The organism is Pseudomonas sp. BNK-15, from assembly GCF_047456105.1.
Classification (GTDB): domain Bacteria; phylum Pseudomonadota; class Gammaproteobacteria; order Pseudomonadales; family Pseudomonadaceae; genus Aquipseudomonas; species Aquipseudomonas putida_E.
The window spans coordinates 3,455,191-3,471,296 of sequence record NZ_CP179898.1 but is presented as its reverse complement, the minus strand read 5'-3'; the positions used below and the strand labels follow the sequence as shown (position 1 = coordinate 3,471,296).

At 60.4% G+C, this 16,106-nt stretch carries 14 protein-coding genes and 1 tRNA gene; 10 read left to right on the top strand and 5 right to left on the bottom strand.

The features are described from left to right. The first annotated feature begins 119 nt into the window (after window positions 1–119). The 6 genes from ACMGF5_RS15875 (at window position 120) to ACMGF5_RS15850 (ending at window position 7,908) form a co-directional block, all read left to right on the top strand. Window positions 120–2,258, top strand: coding sequence for a TonB-dependent siderophore receptor (locus ACMGF5_RS15875; RefSeq protein ID WP_414156955.1), 2,139 nt, complete (start codon window positions 120–122; stop codon window positions 2,256–2,258). A gap of 149 nt (window positions 2,259–2,407) precedes the next feature. After that, window positions 2,408–3,316, top strand: coding sequence for a LysR family transcriptional regulator (locus ACMGF5_RS15870; RefSeq protein ID WP_119689129.1), 909 nt, complete (start codon window positions 2,408–2,410; stop codon window positions 3,314–3,316). Between the two features lie 81 nt (window positions 3,317–3,397). Further along, entirely contained in the window at window positions 3,398–4,261 is an 864-nt protein-coding gene (locus ACMGF5_RS15865) for an amidohydrolase family protein (protein WP_119688490.1), read from the top strand. Between the two features lie 52 nt (window positions 4,262–4,313). Beyond that, window positions 4,314–5,630: a dicarboxylate/amino acid:cation symporter gene (locus ACMGF5_RS15860; protein WP_012313369.1), complete on the top strand. Its 1,317-nt coding sequence runs from the start codon at window positions 4,314–4,316 to the stop codon at window positions 5,628–5,630. Between the two features lie 69 nt (window positions 5,631–5,699). Beyond that, entirely contained in the window at window positions 5,700–6,926 is a 1,227-nt protein-coding gene (locus ACMGF5_RS15855; RefSeq protein ID WP_115272883.1) for an OprD family porin, read from the top strand. A 76-nt stretch (window positions 6,927–7,002) separates the two neighbouring features. Next, window positions 7,003–7,908, top strand: a complete 906-nt coding sequence (locus ACMGF5_RS15850) for a DUF1932 domain-containing protein (RefSeq protein ID WP_115272884.1) — start codon at window positions 7,003–7,005, stop codon at window positions 7,906–7,908. A gap of 49 nt (window positions 7,909–7,957) precedes the next feature. Here ACMGF5_RS15850 and ACMGF5_RS15845 read toward each other — a convergent pair. Next, window positions 7,958–8,047, bottom strand: a tRNA-Ser gene (locus ACMGF5_RS15845). A 290-nt stretch (window positions 8,048–8,337) separates the two neighbouring features. Here ACMGF5_RS15845 and ACMGF5_RS15840 point away from each other — a divergent pair. From ACMGF5_RS15840 to ACMGF5_RS15830, 3 genes are all read left to right on the top strand, one after another. Beyond that, window positions 8,338–9,027: a crotonase/enoyl-CoA hydratase family protein gene (locus ACMGF5_RS15840; RefSeq protein ID WP_046786608.1), complete on the top strand. Its 690-nt coding sequence runs from the start codon at window positions 8,338–8,340 to the stop codon at window positions 9,025–9,027. A gap of 117 nt (window positions 9,028–9,144) precedes the next feature. Then, the gene (locus ACMGF5_RS15835) at window positions 9,145–9,864 is read left to right on the top strand and encodes a lysophospholipid acyltransferase family protein (protein WP_046786609.1); all 720 of its coding nucleotides are present in this window, start codon (window positions 9,145–9,147) and stop codon (window positions 9,862–9,864) included. Window positions 9,865–9,927: 63 nt separating this feature from the next. After that, complete coding sequence (locus ACMGF5_RS15830) at window positions 9,928–10,899, top strand: magnesium and cobalt transport protein CorA (protein WP_046786610.1); 972 nt, start codon at window positions 9,928–9,930, stop codon at window positions 10,897–10,899. A gap of 32 nt (window positions 10,900–10,931) precedes the next feature. On the opposite strand, the gene ACMGF5_RS15825 is transcribed toward ACMGF5_RS15830, so the two are convergent. Next, the gene (locus tag ACMGF5_RS15825) at window positions 10,932–11,666 is read right to left on the bottom strand and encodes an amidotransferase (protein ID WP_119688488.1); all 735 of its coding nucleotides are present in this window, start codon (window positions 11,664–11,666) and stop codon (window positions 10,932–10,934) included. Between the two features lie 526 nt (window positions 11,667–12,192). Between ACMGF5_RS15825 and ACMGF5_RS15820 the strand changes: the two genes are divergently transcribed. Next, on the top strand, window positions 12,193–12,993 hold the full coding sequence (locus tag ACMGF5_RS15820; RefSeq protein WP_177011139.1) for a cytochrome c: 801 nt from the start codon (window positions 12,193–12,195) through the stop codon (window positions 12,991–12,993). Between the two features lie 58 nt (window positions 12,994–13,051). Here ACMGF5_RS15820 and ACMGF5_RS15815 read toward each other — a convergent pair whose 3' ends face one another. The 3 genes from ACMGF5_RS15815 to ACMGF5_RS15805 all read right to left on the bottom strand — a co-directional run bounded on the left by ACMGF5_RS15815 (window position 13,052) and on the right by ACMGF5_RS15805 (window position 16,036). Beyond that, window positions 13,052–13,384 carry a ribonuclease E inhibitor RraB gene (locus ACMGF5_RS15815; RefSeq protein WP_115272886.1) on the bottom strand — a complete coding sequence of 111 codons (333 nt, stop codon included), beginning with the start codon at window positions 13,382–13,384 and terminating at the stop codon, window positions 13,052–13,054. Between the two features lie 175 nt (window positions 13,385–13,559). Beyond that, entirely contained in the window at window positions 13,560–13,796 is a 237-nt protein-coding gene (locus ACMGF5_RS15810; RefSeq protein WP_115272887.1) for a hypothetical protein, read from the bottom strand. A 167-nt stretch (window positions 13,797–13,963) separates the two neighbouring features. Then, complete coding sequence (locus ACMGF5_RS15805; RefSeq protein WP_414156954.1) at window positions 13,964–16,036, bottom strand: LTA synthase family protein; 2,073 nt, start codon at window positions 16,034–16,036, stop codon at window positions 13,964–13,966. Between the last annotated feature and the right edge of the window lie 70 nt (window positions 16,037–16,106).

Genomic DNA, 16,106 nt, shown 5'->3' with positions numbered 1-16,106 from the left:
ACTTAAGGCGTACGGGGAGATACGCGCCTGATAACATGAGCGTTTTTTGACTGCACGGGCCCATTCGCGGGCTTACCCGCGAATGGGCCCGTGCGTGCTCACCGCTCAAGGACCCCAGCATGCCCCTGCCACACCCCCGCCTGCCCCTGAGCCTGCTCAGCCTGGGCCTGGCCCTGCACAGCCCCCACGGTTTGGCTCAAGACAGTGTCACCCTCGCCCCGGTAGAGGTTTCCGACACCTACGGCAACGACGGCTATCAGGTAACCGAAGCCTCGGCAGGCGGGTTTCAGGCAGCCCCCCTGCTCGATACCCCGGCATCAGTCAGTGTTTTCAACCAGCAACTGATCGAAGACCGCCAGGTACGCAAGCTCAGCGAAGTGCTGCAAAGCGATGCCTCGGTCGGCGAAAGCTACGCCCCGATCGGCTATTACGAAAACTTCAACGTGCGCGGCTTCGAACTCAATGCCGCCAGCAGCTACCGCATCAATGGCCAGACCATCGCCGGCGAGCAGAACGTGGCGCTGGAGAACAAGCAGCAAGTCGAACTGCTCAAGGGCCTGTCGGGCCTGCACAGTGGCGTGTCGGCGCCTGGCGGGCTGATCAATTACGTGACCAAGCGCGCCGAGGATGTGCGCAGCGTAACGGTATCGACCAACGAACAAGGCGAGCGCTACCTGGCCACCGACCTGGGCGGCTGGTTTGGCAGTGAGCGGCAGTTCGGCCTGCGCGCCAACCTCGCCCACGAAGATATCCGCTCGTACGTCGACCATGCCGATGGCAAGCGCGACTTTGCCTCGCTGGCGTTCGACTGGCAGATAAACCCCGATGCCACCTTGCAGCTCGATGCCGAGTACCAGCACCGCGAACAGCGCTCGGTACCGGGCTATCAACTGCTTGGCGGCAGCGAAGTACCGCACGGCATCGACCCGGATGACCGCCTGGCCTACCAGCACTGGGCCAAGCCGGTACAGACCGATTCACTGAACCTGGGCGGGCGTTTCCAGTACCGCTTCAACGATACCTGGAGCGGCACCCTCAGCGCCTCGCGCAGCAAAGTGGTGATCGATGACTACAGCTCGTTCGCCTGGGGCAGCGAAGGCGGCTGGCAGTCGCACTTCAGCCCAGAGGGCGACTACGGCATCTACGACTTCCGCAGCCCTGACGACACCCGCCGCACCGATGAAGCGCAAGCGATGCTCGACGGCCACTTCGACGCGCTCGGCGTGAGCCATGAGCTGACGGTGGGTGCCAGCGCACAACGCCGCACGCTGGATCAGCGCCCCTACTACAACCAACTGGTCGGTAGCGGCAACATCTACACCGGCGCACCCGCCGTGGCGCCCTCGGACCTGCCGGTCGGTGCCAGCGAGCGGCGCCTGGACAGCCGCCAGTACGGCCTGTTCGTCAACGACCGCATCACCTTCAGCGAGCAGTGGCAGGCCGTGCTCGGCGCCCGCGAAGTACGCCTGGACGAAAAGACCTGGGACGAAACCGGCCTGGCCGGGCGCCATACCCGGCAATACCAGTTGCTGCCCAATGCCGCGCTGATCTACAAGCCGCGCCAGGACACCACCGTGTATGCCAGCTACTCCAAGGGCCTGTCCGCAGGGGGTACCGCGCCATGGTACGCCAGCAACGCGGCAGAAATCCTCGCCCCTACCCTGTCGCATCAGCTTGAGCTGGGCATCAAACGCGACTGGCAGGGCATGAGTTTCAGCGCCGCGCTGTTCCAGATCCGCCAGGCCTATCAATACGCCCGCCCTGAAGGCGACGCCACCTTCACCTACGTGCAGCAGGGCCAGCAGAAGAACATCGGCCTGGAACTGGGCGCCAGCGGCTGGGTGACCTCGAACCTGCAAATCCAGGCCAGCGCCGCAGCGATTCGCGCGCGCGTGAAGAACAGCGGTACCGATGCCTACGAAGACCATCAGGCGATCAACGTGCCGCGCCTGCGCGCAGCCCTGCAAGCCGACTACAGCCTGCCGGTGCCGGGCCTGGCCCTGCTGGGCGGGGCACGTTACAGCGCCAGCAAGTATGCGAGCCAGGCGGGGAATGTGCAGGTGGGCGGCTATACCGTGTTTGACGTGGGTAGCCGCTATCGCACGCGCATCGGCGGCTATGACACGGTGCTGCGCCTTACCGTGGATAACGTGTTCGACAAACGCTACTGGCGGGATGTGGGGGATTACCTGGGGGACAACTACCTGTTCCAGGGCGCGCCGCGGACGGCACGGGTGTCGGCTTCGGTGAGCTTCTAGACACCGTTGGCGGCGTATGTCAGAAAGCGGGATCTTCCGCTTGGTGAGCACGCATTACTCACCCGCCCATGGCTGTGATCAACAGATTCGCCCTTCGCAAATCAAGATGAATCCAACAGAATAATGTTTTGGATGCGGGGGCGTATCGGGTGGATCTCAAGCAACTGGAGTGCTTTGTACGCGTCGCTGAATTTGGTGGCTTCACCAGGGCGGCGGCGACACTGAACCTGTCCCAGTCGGTCGTAAGCCGTCAAGTGCGCCAGTTGGAGCTGGAGCTTGGGCAACACCTGTTACTGCGCAACGGTAGAGGCGTCACCCTTACCCCTGCTGGCACCCGGCTTTTCGAGCATGGCCAGGGCATCTTGCGTCAAGTACAAGTCGCCCGCGAGGATTTGCAAGAACAGCGTGACTCATTGACTGGCAAGGTGGTGATCGGCCTCCCCCCTAGTATTGCGCGGCGCCATACCGTTGGTATTGTCACAGCGTTTCAAAAGGCGTTTCCCGGGTGCTCGCTGGGCATCAAGGAAGGCTTGTCCCACTCCATGAGGGAGTGGCTGCTGTTGGGCCGCCTGGATTTTGCGCTGCTGTACAACCCCGCGCAAAACGCGCAACTCCATTTTGAGCCCCTTCAATCCGAACCCCTTTGGTTGATTGGTGCTGCCGGGGCAAGCCTCGCGCCAGAGGTGCCGCTAGCCACCCTCGGTGACTACCCACTGATCATACCCAGCCAGCCGCACTCCCTCAGGCGGCTGATCGAATCGGAAGCTGCACGGCATCATGTAGAACTCAACGTACACATGGAAATAGACGGCATTCCCTCTTTGATAGACCTGGTCGCCGCGGGCGCCGGCTTTGCCGTTCTGTCACGAATGGCACTCAGTGGCTCCTATGTGCCCCCAGGCTTGCAAGCGGCCCCAATCGTCGAGCCCACTATCAATACCCACCTGTTCGTCGCCACAACCAATCAGAGACCATTGACACGCCTGGCTTCGATGACCTTGGCCGTGGTCAAACATCAAATGCGCGATCAAGCCATGCAAAAACCACATAACTGCTAGTGGGGCTTGTCGATTGTTGCATGGCTCCTTGAGCGTCAAGATGGCTGAGAACTTACCCACGACAGCCAATAGAGACGTGCCATGAAAAGCTGCCTGCCACCCGACCTATTCCCCACCAAGCCTGTTGAGGCCCTGCCTGTTGGTTCGTGGGATGCTCACTGCCATGTATTTGGGCCAGCGGCGCAATTCCCCTACGCCGAAGACCGCAGCTACACCCCACCAGACGCCGCATTCGCGCAGCTTGTCGAACTTCATGACCACCTTGGCTTCGAACGCGGCGTTATTGTTCAGGCCAGCTGCCACGGCTCAGACAACCGCGCGATGCTAGATGCAATTGGCCGCAGTGCCGGGCGCTATCGAGGCGTAGCAATCATCGACGGCAGCGAGACTGACGAGGCGTTGGCGCGGATGGACGCCTGCGGGGTTCGGGGAGTACGGTTCAATTTCGTCGCTCACCTGGGCGGTGCGCCCGACCTTGCCATTTTCGACCAGGCACTGGAACGTATCCAACCCTTGGGCTGGCATGTGGTACTTCACCTGGATGCTCAGGACATCGTCACCTATGCCGATCGCTTGGCACGTATCCAGGTGCCGTTCGTAATAGACCACATGGGCCGCATCAAGGCTCAGGACGGCCTCGATCAAGCGCCGTTTCGGACGTTGCTTGAGCTGATGGACAATCCGCTGGCATGGGTGAAGGTCTGTGGCGCCGAAAGGGTCTCAGCGGGGCGCAAACCCTTTGATGATGCTATCCCCTTCGCCATGTCGCTTATCGAGACGGCGCCGGAGCGTGTGCTCTGGGGTACTGACTGGCCTCATCCAAACATCAGCAAGGACATGCCCAATGACGGGGGGCTTGTCGATCTGATGTACCGCTTCTGCCCGGACCCAGCGACACGTCAGAAGCTACTGATCGACAACCCCCTGAAGCTTTACGGACGCTGATTTCAGCGCTCGACCACACCAACTCCAAAAACAATCAGGTAGTGGAATCGATATGAACACTTCGACCGAAGCGACGCACCCTGCCGCGCAACTGAAGCCCGCGGCCCGCACACGACAGCCCTTCTATAAAGCGATGTATTTCCAGGTTTTGCTGGGGATTGTCTTGGGTGGGCTCGTCGGACATTTCTGGCCAGATTTCGCCGCCTCACTAAAACCATTGGGTGATGCGTTCATCAAGCTTATCAAGATGATCATCGGCCCTGTGGTGTTCTGTACCGTAGTGACCGGCATCGCGGGCATGCAAGACCTGAAAAAGGTCGGTCGTGTGGGAGGCAAGGCACTGCTTTACTTCGAGATAATTTCCACCGTCTCGCTGGTCATAGGGTTACTCGGCGGCCACCTGTTCAACCCAGGCGCCGGGTTTCACGTAAACCCTGATTCACTGGATGCCTCTGCAGTGACAGGTTTTGCTGAGAAAGCGCAGCACCTGGGTATCGTCGAATTCCTGATGAGTATCATCCCGAATACGTTCGTCTCAGCGCTGGCAGATGGCAACATCCTGTGCATTCTGCTGATTTCAGTACTTTTTGGCTGTGCCTTGTCCGCGATGGGGGATAAAGGTAAGCCGGTGTACACCATGATCGAAGGCGTTTCGGGCGTGTTCTTCGGTATTGTCCATATCATCGCCAAGTTTTCAGCAGTCGGCGCCTTTGGTGCAATCGCGTTTACCGTTGGCACATATGGCGCCGCATCGCTGCTGCCGCTGCTCAAATTGATCGCAAGCTTCTACGTGCTTTGCATATTCTTCATCGTGCTGGTGTTGGGCTTCGTTGCAAGGCTTTGCGGGTTCAGCATCCTGCGGTTCGTCTCGTATATCAAGGATGAACTACTGATTGTACTGGGCACCAGCTCATCTGAAGTTGTGCTCCCCCAAATCATGGAGAAGATGGAACGACTCGGTTGTTCGAAATCGGTCGTCGGCCTGGTGATACCCACCGGCTATTCCTTCAACCTGGACGGCACCAACATCTATTTGACCATGGCTGTTCTGTTCATTGCTCAAGCGCTCGACATTGAACTTACGTGGGGGCAGCAACTGACCTTGATCATTGTTGCCATGCTGAGTTCAAAAGGTGCCAGCGGGGTTTCGGGGGCTGCGTTCGTGATGTTGACCAGTACCTTGCTCGTCGTGCCCGTTGTGCCCGTTGCGGGAATGGTGCTGATCCTGGGCATCCACCGCTTTATGGGCACTGGCTTGGCGATGACCAACCTCGTCGGGAATGGTGTCGCAGCACTGGTGGTATCCGCCTGGGAAAAAGAACTGGATCGCGGCAAGCTGAACCAGCAACTGCACCCCACCAAACACTGATCCCCACTGCTTGACCTCCACGGCCCTGCCGACAGGGCCGAGGATTGCTGCGCCCTGGAGAAAACAATAATGAATTCCAAACTGCGCTACGCCGTAACGCTGGCGGGGATGACGTGTGTCACACCCCTGCTGGCCGCCAGCTTTATCGAAGACAGCAAGGTACGCCTGGATATCCGCAATTTCTATTACAACGCAGACTTTCGCGACGGTACGGGTGTATCAAAGCGGGAAGAATGGGCTCAGGGATTTCTGCTCAACTATGAATCTGGATTTACCCAAGGAGATATCGGCGTTGGCCTGGATGCATTGGGCTATCTCGGCGTCCGACTCGACTCCAGTGCAGATCGGACGGGAAGCGGGCTTCTGCCAACTACTGCATCGGGAGAGGCGGTTGAAGAGTACTCCAAGGGCGGTTTAGCAGCGAAAGTCAAAGTATCGAGGACTGAACTGCGCTACGGCATCGCGCTCCCCAAGGTACCGGTTTTGCAATTCAATGGTAGCCGGCTTTTCCCGCAGTCCTTCCAAGGGACGCAGATCAGTTCCAGCGAAATTGACGGGCTGACCGTCAACCTGGCCCAATTCAACCGCACAACCAGCCCCGACTCCACCGACCAACAACACATCATGCTGGCGGCAAAAAACGGCCGTTACTCAACCGCCGGCGTGGGTGATCACTTCCGGTACGCTGGCGCGAGCTACAAACCCGACCCAACACTGACGTTCAGTTACTACCACGGTGGCCTCGAGGACGTTTACGCGCAGCACTTTCTCGGCGCGACCCAGCGCCGAAAGCTTGGCCGTGGGTGGCTCGAGTTGGACCTGCGGGCTTTCTTCAGCCATGAAGCAGGCAATGCCAAGGCCGGTCGTGTTGACAACGAGGCTTACACCGCCCTGGTCAGTTACACACTCGACAATGGCCACAGCATGCTTGCCACCTATCAGCATATGGAAGGTGACACTGGCTTCCCCTACATCAATAACCCGTATTTGCCCAACTACGTTCAATACCACGACTTCGCAGAAGCAGGTGAGCGCAGTTGGCAGTTGCGCTACGGCTATGACTTCAGTCACCTGGGTGTGCACGGGCTGAGCTTTTATACCAGCTACATCCAGGGGGCACATCTGGACAAGCGAGGCGGCGGCGGCGAGTGGGAGCGCGACGTGGATGTGACCTACGAGATTCCACACTTCAAAGGCCTTTCGATTCGCTGGCGTAACGCCCTTTACCGAAGCGATATCAACCGTGGCATCGACGAGAACCGCTTGATCCTCAACTACTCGCTTGCATTCAAGTAAACAGCCTCTTTCTCTCCTGAAACGTTGCGAACAGAACGTTGCCGTTTTTCAGGCAACCGATTACGAGGAGCCCGTGATGTACATCAAAACGCTAGGGTTGATTGGTTTTGGCGAGGCCGGTGCGATACTCGCCCAAGATATCGCCCGCCAGGGTGTCCATGTGCAGGTATACGACAAGCTTCAGCAAGATGAAGCTTGTCGCGGCGCCCTGTTGACAAAGGCACAGGCATGTGGAGTCAGGCTTTGTGCTTCGGCTATCGATGCCAGTGACGGCGCCGACCTGGTCATGTCTGCAGTGACCGCCGGTGCCGCCCTTGAGGTCGCCCTGCACCTCATGCCACAGCTCAGGTCCGGGCAAGTTTTCATGGATCTGAATTCTGTGGCGCCAGCAACAAAAAAAGCAGCGCACCAAGCCGCAACGCACCATGGTGTGGACTATGTCGATGCGGCAGTCATGGCACCGCTGCCGCCACAGCGCTTGAAAACCCCCATGCTACTGGGCGGCCCTCGGGCACTTGAACTCGAAACTGCGCTAAAGGGGCTCGGCTTGAAGGTTCAAACCGTAGCAAACACCATTGGTGTGGCGTCTTCCATCAAGATGTGCCGCAGCATAATGATCAAAGGGCTTGAAGCGTTGACAACAGAATGCATGGCCACTGCGCGGCAATATGGCGCCGAGGATTTCGTACTCGCTTCACTGCATGAAAGCTTTCCTGGCTCAGGCTGGGACGGAACACTTGCGCACTATCTCATCAGCCGGGTCGCCGAACATGGCTTCAGACGCGCAGAAGAGATGGAGGAAGTAGCGCGAACGGTATCTGACGTTGGCGTGGATGCGCATATGAGCTTGGCGACTGCCGCAACACAGCGCGCGTTTGCACAAGCAATCCGTAACGCAGGGCTTGTATATGCCGACCTTCTGCCTTTTGACTGGGCTCAGGTAGTCGATCAATTACAGGCCACGCCCACCAAGCGCCCGTAAAAAACAAAAAGCCCCCAAACCTTTCAGCTTGGGGGCTCTTCGTAGAATGTGGCGGTGAAGAAGGGATTTGAACCCTTGATACGATTTCTCGTATACACACTTTCCAGGCGTGCTCCTTCGACCACTCGGACACTTCACCGTTTTCTCTTCAAGCCATTCAGCCTGTCGAGGCGCGCTAATTTAGTAGAAGACCTTTTCTTTGGCAAGCATTTTTTTCAGTTTTTTCATGCATTTAAGCCAGGCCACCGAAAAGCCGAGGCTGCCAAGGCAAAGCCGCCAATCTCGCCAGCGCTTTTACCGCACCCGGCCGCCCTGCCCTGATTGCGCAAGGCATGAGGGCCAGTCGCTGACTGGCTGGTCAGCCTTGCTGCTTTACCTGGCCCGCGGCGCTGGGTAACGTCATCGCCACGCCACCTAAAGGACTCTGTCATGAGCGAGCTGATTACCTACCACGCCGAAGACGGCATCGCCACCCTGACCCTGAACAACGGCAAGGTCAACGCCATCTCGCCGGATGTCATCACTGCCTTCAACGCCGCCCTGGACCGCGCCAAGGAAGACCGCGCCGTGGTCATCATCACCGGCCAGCCGGGCATCCTGTCCGGCGGCTATGACCTTAAAGTGATGACCGCAGGCCCCAAGGAAGCCATCAGCCTGGTCACCGCCGGCTCCACCCTGGCCCGGCGCCTGCTCTCTCACCCGTTCCCGGTGATTGTCGCCTGCCCCGGCAACGCCGTGGCCAAGGGCGCCTTCCTGTTGTTGTCCGCCGACTACCGCATCGGCGTCGAGGGGCCTTACAAGATCTGCCTGAACGAAGTGCAGATCGGCATGACCATGCACCACGCCGGCATCGAGCTGGCCCGCGACCGCCTGAGCCGCGCAGCATTCCAGCGTTCGGTGAACAATGCCGAAATCTTCGACCCACATGGCGCGATGCAAGCGGGCTTCCTCGACAAGGTGGTGCCGGCCGAGCAGTTGCTCGACACCGCGCTGGCCGCTGCGCGTGAATTGAAGAAGCTGAACATGCTGGCGCACAAGAACACCAAGCTGAAGGTGCGCAAGGGCCTGCTCGATGCCCTGGATGAGGCAATCGCGCTGGACCAGAACCCGATCGGTTGACCCTGGAGGCCCTCTGGCCGGTACGCCGCCCGGAGGGCCATTACGGCGAACCCAAGGTTTGCCCAACCCAGTGCACAGCCGTACACTGCACCGCGACTGTCTGGTGTGAGTCGTACCATGCTTTACTGCCTTCGCATGCTCCTGCTGGCGCTGCACTTCCTGCTGGTCGGGGTTTTAGGCCTGCTGATCGGCCTGCTGCGCCCCTTCAACCGCGACAACAGCCGCATCTTCGCCCGCTTATACAGCCTGCCGGCCACCTGGCTGCTGCGCATCAAGGTCAAGGCCGAAGTCGGCCCGCTGTGGGACCAGCCACCCGGCTGCGTGATCATTGCCAACCACCAGTCCAACTTCGACCTGTTCATCCTCGGCCACGTGGTGCCCCGGCGCACGGTCGCCATCGGCAAGAAAAGCCTCGGCTGGATACCGCTGTTCGGGCAGTTGTTCTGGCTGGGCGGCAACGTACTGGTGGACCGCAAGAACGCTTACCAGGCGCGCAAGGCCATGCAGGTGACCACGCGCATCCTGCGTGACGACACCTCGATCTGGATTTTCCCGGAAGGCACGCGCAACCCCGCAGACCAGTTGCTGGCGTTCAAGAAAGGCGCCTTCCACATGGCCCTCGAGGCGGGCGTACCGATCGTGCCGGTGTGCGTCAGCCGTTATGCGCGGCGCCTGGGCCTGAACAGCTGGCGACGCCGCACAGTGATCGTGCGCTCACTGCCGCCGATCGCTACTGAAGGGCTGACCCAGCAGGACATCCCGGCCTTGATCGAGCAGTGCCGCGGGCAGATGCAGCAGTGCATCGACCACATGGAAGGCGAGCTGGCCAAACGCTAGGTTGCCCTCAAGGCCCATACAGCCCAAGCTGTAACCCGTGTGCAACCGGACAAGTGGATAACCATGGGTCGAGTCGTGGCATCGGCGGTGTACAGCGCCGGCAGAAAAGTCACCAACATCAGCATCGACGAGGGCAGCGAGTGGGCGCGCAAGCCCGGGCATTTCGTCTGGATCGGCCTGGAAGAGCCCAATGCCGAAGAACTGGCCAACCTGCAGTGCCAGTTCAACCTGCACGAACTGGCCATCGAAGACGCCCTGGAGAAACACAGCCGGCCCAAGCTCGAAACCTTCGGCGACGCGCTGTTCATCGTCACCTATTCGCCCGTGCGCCATGAGGGCAAGCTGGAGTTCATCGAAACCCACATCTTCGCCGGCAACGGCTACATCATCACCTGCCGCAATGGCCACTCCAAATCCTATGCCCTGGTGCGCCAACGCTGCGAGGCGCGCCCCTTGCTGTTGGAGCACGGCGAAGATTTCGTGCTTTACGCACTGCTGGACTTCGTCACCGAAAACTACCAACCGGTCAGCGAAGCCATCCATGGCGAGATCGAAGAGCTGGAGCAAAGCGTGCTTACCGGCTCGTTGCTCGAAGACGACATTCGCCGCCTGCACAGCCTGCGCCGCGACATACTGCGCCTGCGCCGCTATGTGGCACCGATGGTGGAGATAAGCGAGGAACTGCAGCGCCTGAGTTTCCCGTTCATCGACAAGAACATGCGCCCCTACTTTCGCGACGTGCAGATCCACGTGACGCGGCAGATGGAAGACTTGGTCGGGATCCGCGACATCGCCAGCCAGACCATCGAGATCGGCATGCTGCTGGAGTCACGGCGGCAAAGCATCGTGCAGCGCAAGTTCGCAGCGTGGGCGGCGATTCTGGCCTTCCCCACGGCGATTGCCGGGATCTACGGGATGAACTTCCAGAACATGCCGGAGCTTGGCTGGCACTACGGGTATTTCGGGGTGCTGGGGGTGATCGGGCTGGGATGCACCGGGCTGTTCGCCAGCTTCAAGCGCTCCGGCTGGCTTTAGCGTGTCGGGGCTGCTGTTGCAGCCCCTGTGGCTCAGGCAGCGCTGTCGCTGGCCTTGGCTGGCTGCTGGATGAAGCGCATCATCCACTCACCGACCAGGTCGCCCTGGTGTTCAGTGGCCAGGCTCGCCACTGCCTTGTGGTAAACCTCATCCCCCAGGTATTCCTGGCGCGCATCGAGCAAGGCCCGCGAATAGTCGTGGACAAACTCCGGATGCCCCTGGAAGCACAGCACCTGATCGCGAATGTGATACGCCGCATTCGGGCAGAAATCGCTCGAGGCGATCACCGTGGCACCTTCAGGCAGCTCGGTCACCTGGTCCTGGTGGCTGATCAGCAGGGTCAGCTCGGAAACCTCAGGGTCCATCCACGGCGCATGCGCCGCCAGCGAGTAGCGATGGATGCCCACGCCCCACCCCTTGTCGGCCCGCTCGGCCTTGCCACCCAGGGTCAACGCCAGCAACTGGTGGCCGAAGCACACACCCAGCAGCTTTTCGCCGCGCTCGTACAGCTTGAGCAGGTATGCCTTGAGGGTCTGGATCCATGGATCGGTACCGAACGAGTCCGCCTTGCTGCCTGTCACAAGGTAGGCATCGAAACGTTCATCGTCGGCGGGGTAGTCGCCGTTCATCACGTTGTACACACGAAATTCGGCGGCGATCGGCTGCCGCGAGAAGAGCTGCTCGAACATCCTGCCGTAGCCCTGGTACTGCGCGGTCAACTCCGGTCGCAGGACATCGGTCTCAAGGATGCAGATGCGTAACGACATAGGGATAGTCCTGAACGACGTGGGTGGGAATCAGCTGTAGAGACTGCCGTGAAAGGCACGTACAAGCAAGTAGGCTGCACTGACGAACGGTCACATTTTGTCGGGTAGGCGCTGGGTGTTGCGCCACTGTCTAGCCAGAGCGTGCCAGATGGCTGGCTTTTTGCCTCATATCATCAAGCAACCGATTCTCAGCTTTAATAGAACAAAGGGTTCTTAAACATGGATGACGTTCACCCTACTGTTGGTTGTATATCGATACAAAGAGGTAAGTGGTAAGGCGTGCAGGCACGCTGCGGTGATCGACCCGAAGTGCGACAGGGAAGCCAACGGGTATTCAGGAATAACAACAAGAAGGCGGTCCGCCATGTTCAGACAATCGAAACTTCGCCAAGCTGGGCTCATTTTATTCGCCACGACGTTGCTGTTGATCTTGCCGAACCTGACACGTTTGTTCGGATGACAATGGCAGTGGCCTCAAGGGGCAACGCACAGGTAACCTGCCGGCCATGACGGTCGGAGAGTGCCCATGCGCCTAGGTTTTGCCCTGCTAGCCCTTCTTCTCAGCCTGCCCCTGTCGGCGGCCCAACTGCACCTGGAACTCGACGGCTCGTCGCGCACTCTGGACAGCGCCGATTTGCTGCGCATGCCGCAAGCACGCGAAATAAACATCGAACAGGACGTGTCCTATAAACGGCCCATGCGTTACCGCGCGGTGCCGCTGGCCACGCTGTTGCAAGGCATAAAGGCAGATGACCACCTGCAGGCCGTGGCGCTGGACGGTTTCGCTGCCGAAATGCCGGCCGCGCCGTTGCTGCAGGAGGGCCCGGCACGTGCCTGGCTGGCCATCGAGGACCCCGCCGCACCGTGGCCGGCACTGGGCAACGGCAAGCCAAGCGCCGGGCCGTTCTACCTGGTGTGGACCGCCCCGCAGGCAAGCGGCATCCGCCCCGAGCAATGGCCGTTCCAGATTGCCACCATCCGCCGCCTGGCGACGGTGGAACAACGCTTCCCGGCGCTGCTCCCTGACCCGAAGCTGCCGGCCGAAGGCCCGGTGCGCCAGGGCTTTGCCCTGTTCCAGCAGAACTGCCTGGCCTGTCATCGGCTCAACGGTGCGGGGGATGCCCAGTTAGGCCCGGACCTGAACATGCCGCACAACCCGACCGAGTATTTCCAGCCGGGGTTCCTGCGCCAGTACATTCGTGACCCGCAAAGCCTGAGGCAGTGGCCACAGGCGCGCATGCCGGGGTTTGCCGAAAGTGTTTTGAGTGAAGAAGAACTGGATGCCTTGCTGGCTTACCTGGGGCATATGGCCAAGCGTAGGCCTTGAAGGCCAATCGCCGGCTGGCCGGCGATTGGATCGGGCCGCAAGGCAACCCCAGGGGGGTTCAGGCTGTCGGCCGTTCCTGCTTGACGCCCCACCCCTCTACCTCGCCGCCATAGGGTGACACGACCTGCTCGAAGGCCTCTTCGAAGTCCCCGATACCACCATAGGTGGCATACATGATCTTGCTCAGTTCCAGGTGCCACACACCATCATCCCGTTCTCGCACCTGAGCATTGAGAGACTCACCGCGAAACTGCCCGGCCGCGCGTCGCGCGCCGGCTTCATCTGGAAATACCGCGTAGAACTCGATGGGGTGGATACGGGTGAAGTCGAAACCGCCAGCTTTCATCTGACGCAGGACATTGCTGCTGATATCGTCGTTCTGGCTGCTCATGAATCGTCCTCCTGAATAAAGCAATGGATAGACTTTCCGTGCACTACGCACCTGCCGGCATTGCCGTGCAGTTCGAGCTGATGCAAGACGCGAATTGACAGGTGCAGCCCCGCAGAACAGGCCAACACCTCCCACTAGCGTAGTGCCTTGCGCGGCACCACGCCAACCGTGCGGGTCAGGAAGATTCCTGGATACGGGTGATGACTACGCCGTTCTGCTCCTTGAGCCAACGTGCCGTGGGGGATAGGGCACGGTCCTGGAAGTCGTTGAGGTCCAGCTCATCCATGACCGGGAAAAGATGCGAACGAATGGCCTTGGCCGCCTCTTCCTCGCTGGGGCACAGTTCACCGTGCATCAGCAGCGTGGTTGGCTCGCCTTTCTGGTCGGCAAAGATGACTTCCCACTCTTTCATTGAATAGCCCTCTCAAGCAGAGAACACCGGGGGTGATGCCTGTTAATGCTTGACCGTGGGCCGGGCGATTTGTTCAGTCAGTTGCAGCCACTGGTGACCGCAGGCCGGCGCCATCTTGTGGGAGCCGGCTTGCCGGCGATGGGCCGCAAAGCGGCCCTGTTTGCCAGTTACTTCGGTGTACCGTGCACCACACCGGCCGTGTTGTCGAGCAGGCTCTTGGTCGCGGTCTGGATATACGCTTCGAGCTGCTTGAGCATTTGCGGCTGGTCGGGGCTTTCGATCAGCTCGGCCTTGAACTCGCTGCCCAGCTGGTAGCGGTACAGGCGCGGGGTCATGTCCTTGGACTCGATGAGGATGCGGTCACCCTGCACCAGGCCAACGATCTGCTCGCTGCCCGACGGCTTGATCATACCGATGCCCTGGTCGCCCTCAGGCAGGTTGAGCAGGTCGCGGCCCCAGCACTGGTGCCGTGCCTGGCCACCCAGGCGGCCCATGATGGTCGGCACGATGTCGACCTGGGTGCCCACGGTGTGGTTGAGCGCACCGAACTTCTCCTGGATGCCCGGCGCGATCAGCAGTAGCGGCACGTTGAAGCGGCCCAGGTCCAGTTCGGTGATCTGCTGGTGGTTGCCAAAACCATGGTCGCCAACGATGACGAACAGGGTGTCCTTGAAGTACGGCTCCTTGCGCGCCTTCTCGAAGAACTGGCCCAGCGCCCAGTCGGAGTAGCGCATGGCGGTCAGGTGCTCGTCCAGGCGGCCCTGGCCTGTGACCTTCTCGACCGGCAGGTCCTTGGGCAAGGCATACGGGGTGTGGTTGGACAGCGTCTGCAGCAGCGCGTAGATCGGCTTCTTGCCATCGTGCTTGGCCAGCTCCTCGTTGCCACGGTCGAACATGTCCTGGTCGGAAACGCCCCAGGTTGGGTCGGAGAACACCGGGTCGACGAAGTCGTTGCGGCCGATGAAGGTGGTCATGCCCTGGTTGCCGAAGAAACCGGACTGGTTGTCCCAGGCGAAATCACCGTTGTAGACGTACACGTCGTCGTAGTCACGGGCGCTCAGCAGCGCCGGCAAGCCCGACAGCTTGTGGCCGCCTTCCGGGGTCTGCATCAGGTATTCGAAGCCCGGCAGGTTCGGGAAGCAGGCCATGGTAGCGAACATGCCCTGGTGGGTATGGGTGCCGTTGGAGAAGAAGCGGTCGAACAACAGCCCCTCCTTGGCCAGCTTGTCGAAGTACGGGGTGATGTTGTTCGGGCTGCCCAGGGCGCCTACCGAATGGCCGGCGAAGCTCTCCATGAGGATCACCACGACGTTCTTGACCGGCAAGGTACCTTCGGCCGGCGGCACGAAGTCACGGCGCACGGCGGCCTCATCGGCATCGACCAGCGTGTCGTAAGGGGTCAGGAGATGTTCACGCACGGTCTGCGTGGCCAGGTTCTGCTCCAGCACCGGCTTCCAGATATTGGCACGGTCCTCGCCGAAACGGCTCTTGGCAGCGTCGATCAGTGTCAGGGTACCGTTGAGGCCCAGCTGGTTGACGAAGTTGGAATCAGTGGTGAAGGCATCGCCCCAGCGCATGGGCGGGCCCTGGCGCAGGGTGCCACGGGCGGCAACCACAGCCACCAGCAGGATCACCATGAACACGGCCAGGCGGTGGTACCACGGCGCAACACTGCGCTGCACGGTAACGCCACTGCCACCTACACCACGGGTGATGCGGTCGATGCCCTTGAACAGCAGGCTCAGCAGCCAGGTGCCGAACAGCCAGGCCAGCAGGTAGCGGACCACCGGGAAGCCGTACCAGAGCATGCTCATCACGGTTTTCGGGTCTTCCTTGATGTACTGGAAGACCAGGCCGTTGAGGCGCTGGTGGAACTCGCGGTAGAAGTCCAGCTCCATCAGGCCGAGGAACATCACCACGCTCGCGGTGATGGTCAGCCAGAAGCGGAACAGGCCACGCCGGGCCATGGCCCATGGGCTCAGCGTTGCCAGCAGCAACGGGATGCTCAGGTACACCACCACGCGCAGGTCGAAGCGCAAACCGTTGAACAAGCCTTCGGCAACGGTGGAATAAGGGGTGTCGCCGATCATGTCACTGTTGTAGACCAGCAGCGCGAGGCGCACCAGGCTGAGCATCAGCATGATCACCAGGGCACTGAGCAGCGTATAGGCCAAGTGCGATTTCAAGGTCGGCGAGAAGGCTCGCGCGCCCTGTTGCTTCAAGGCATCCGTGTTAGCCATGAATGGGAAGGTCCTAGGATTGCGTGTTTGCGGGATGGCGCCGGCGCTAGACCAACGCAGCATTGTGCGG

Coding starts and splice junctions, on each gene's coding strand:
- ACMGF5_RS15875 (WP_414156955.1), top strand. CDS start 120: ATGCCCCTGCCACACCCCCGCCTGCCCCTGAGCCTGCTCAGCCTGGGC.
- ACMGF5_RS15865 (WP_119688490.1), top strand. CDS start 3,398: ATGAAAAGCTGCCTGCCACCCGACCTATTCCCCACCAAGCCTGTTGAG.
- ACMGF5_RS15860 (WP_012313369.1), top strand. CDS start 4,314: ATGAACACTTCGACCGAAGCGACGCACCCTGCCGCGCAACTGAAGCCC.
- ACMGF5_RS15855 (WP_115272883.1), top strand. CDS start 5,700: ATGAATTCCAAACTGCGCTACGCCGTAACGCTGGCGGGGATGACGTGT.
- ACMGF5_RS15850 (WP_115272884.1), top strand. CDS start 7,003: ATGTACATCAAAACGCTAGGGTTGATTGGTTTTGGCGAGGCCGGTGCG.
- ACMGF5_RS15840 (WP_046786608.1), top strand. CDS start 8,338: ATGAGCGAGCTGATTACCTACCACGCCGAAGACGGCATCGCCACCCTG.
- ACMGF5_RS15835 (WP_046786609.1), top strand. CDS start 9,145: ATGCTTTACTGCCTTCGCATGCTCCTGCTGGCGCTGCACTTCCTGCTG.
- ACMGF5_RS15830 (WP_046786610.1), top strand. CDS start 9,928: ATGGGTCGAGTCGTGGCATCGGCGGTGTACAGCGCCGGCAGAAAAGTC.
- ACMGF5_RS15825 (WP_119688488.1), bottom strand. CDS start 11,666: ATGTCGTTACGCATCTGCATCCTTGAGACCGATGTCCTGCGACCGGAG.
- ACMGF5_RS15820 (WP_177011139.1), top strand. CDS start 12,193: ATGCGCCTAGGTTTTGCCCTGCTAGCCCTTCTTCTCAGCCTGCCCCTG.
- ACMGF5_RS15815 (WP_115272886.1), bottom strand. CDS start 13,384: ATGAGCAGCCAGAACGACGATATCAGCAGCAATGTCCTGCGTCAGATG.
- ACMGF5_RS15810 (WP_115272887.1), bottom strand. CDS start 13,796: ATGAAAGAGTGGGAAGTCATCTTTGCCGACCAGAAAGGCGAGCCAACC.
- ACMGF5_RS15805 (WP_414156954.1), bottom strand. CDS start 16,036: ATGGCTAACACGGATGCCTTGAAGCAACAGGGCGCGCGAGCCTTCTCG.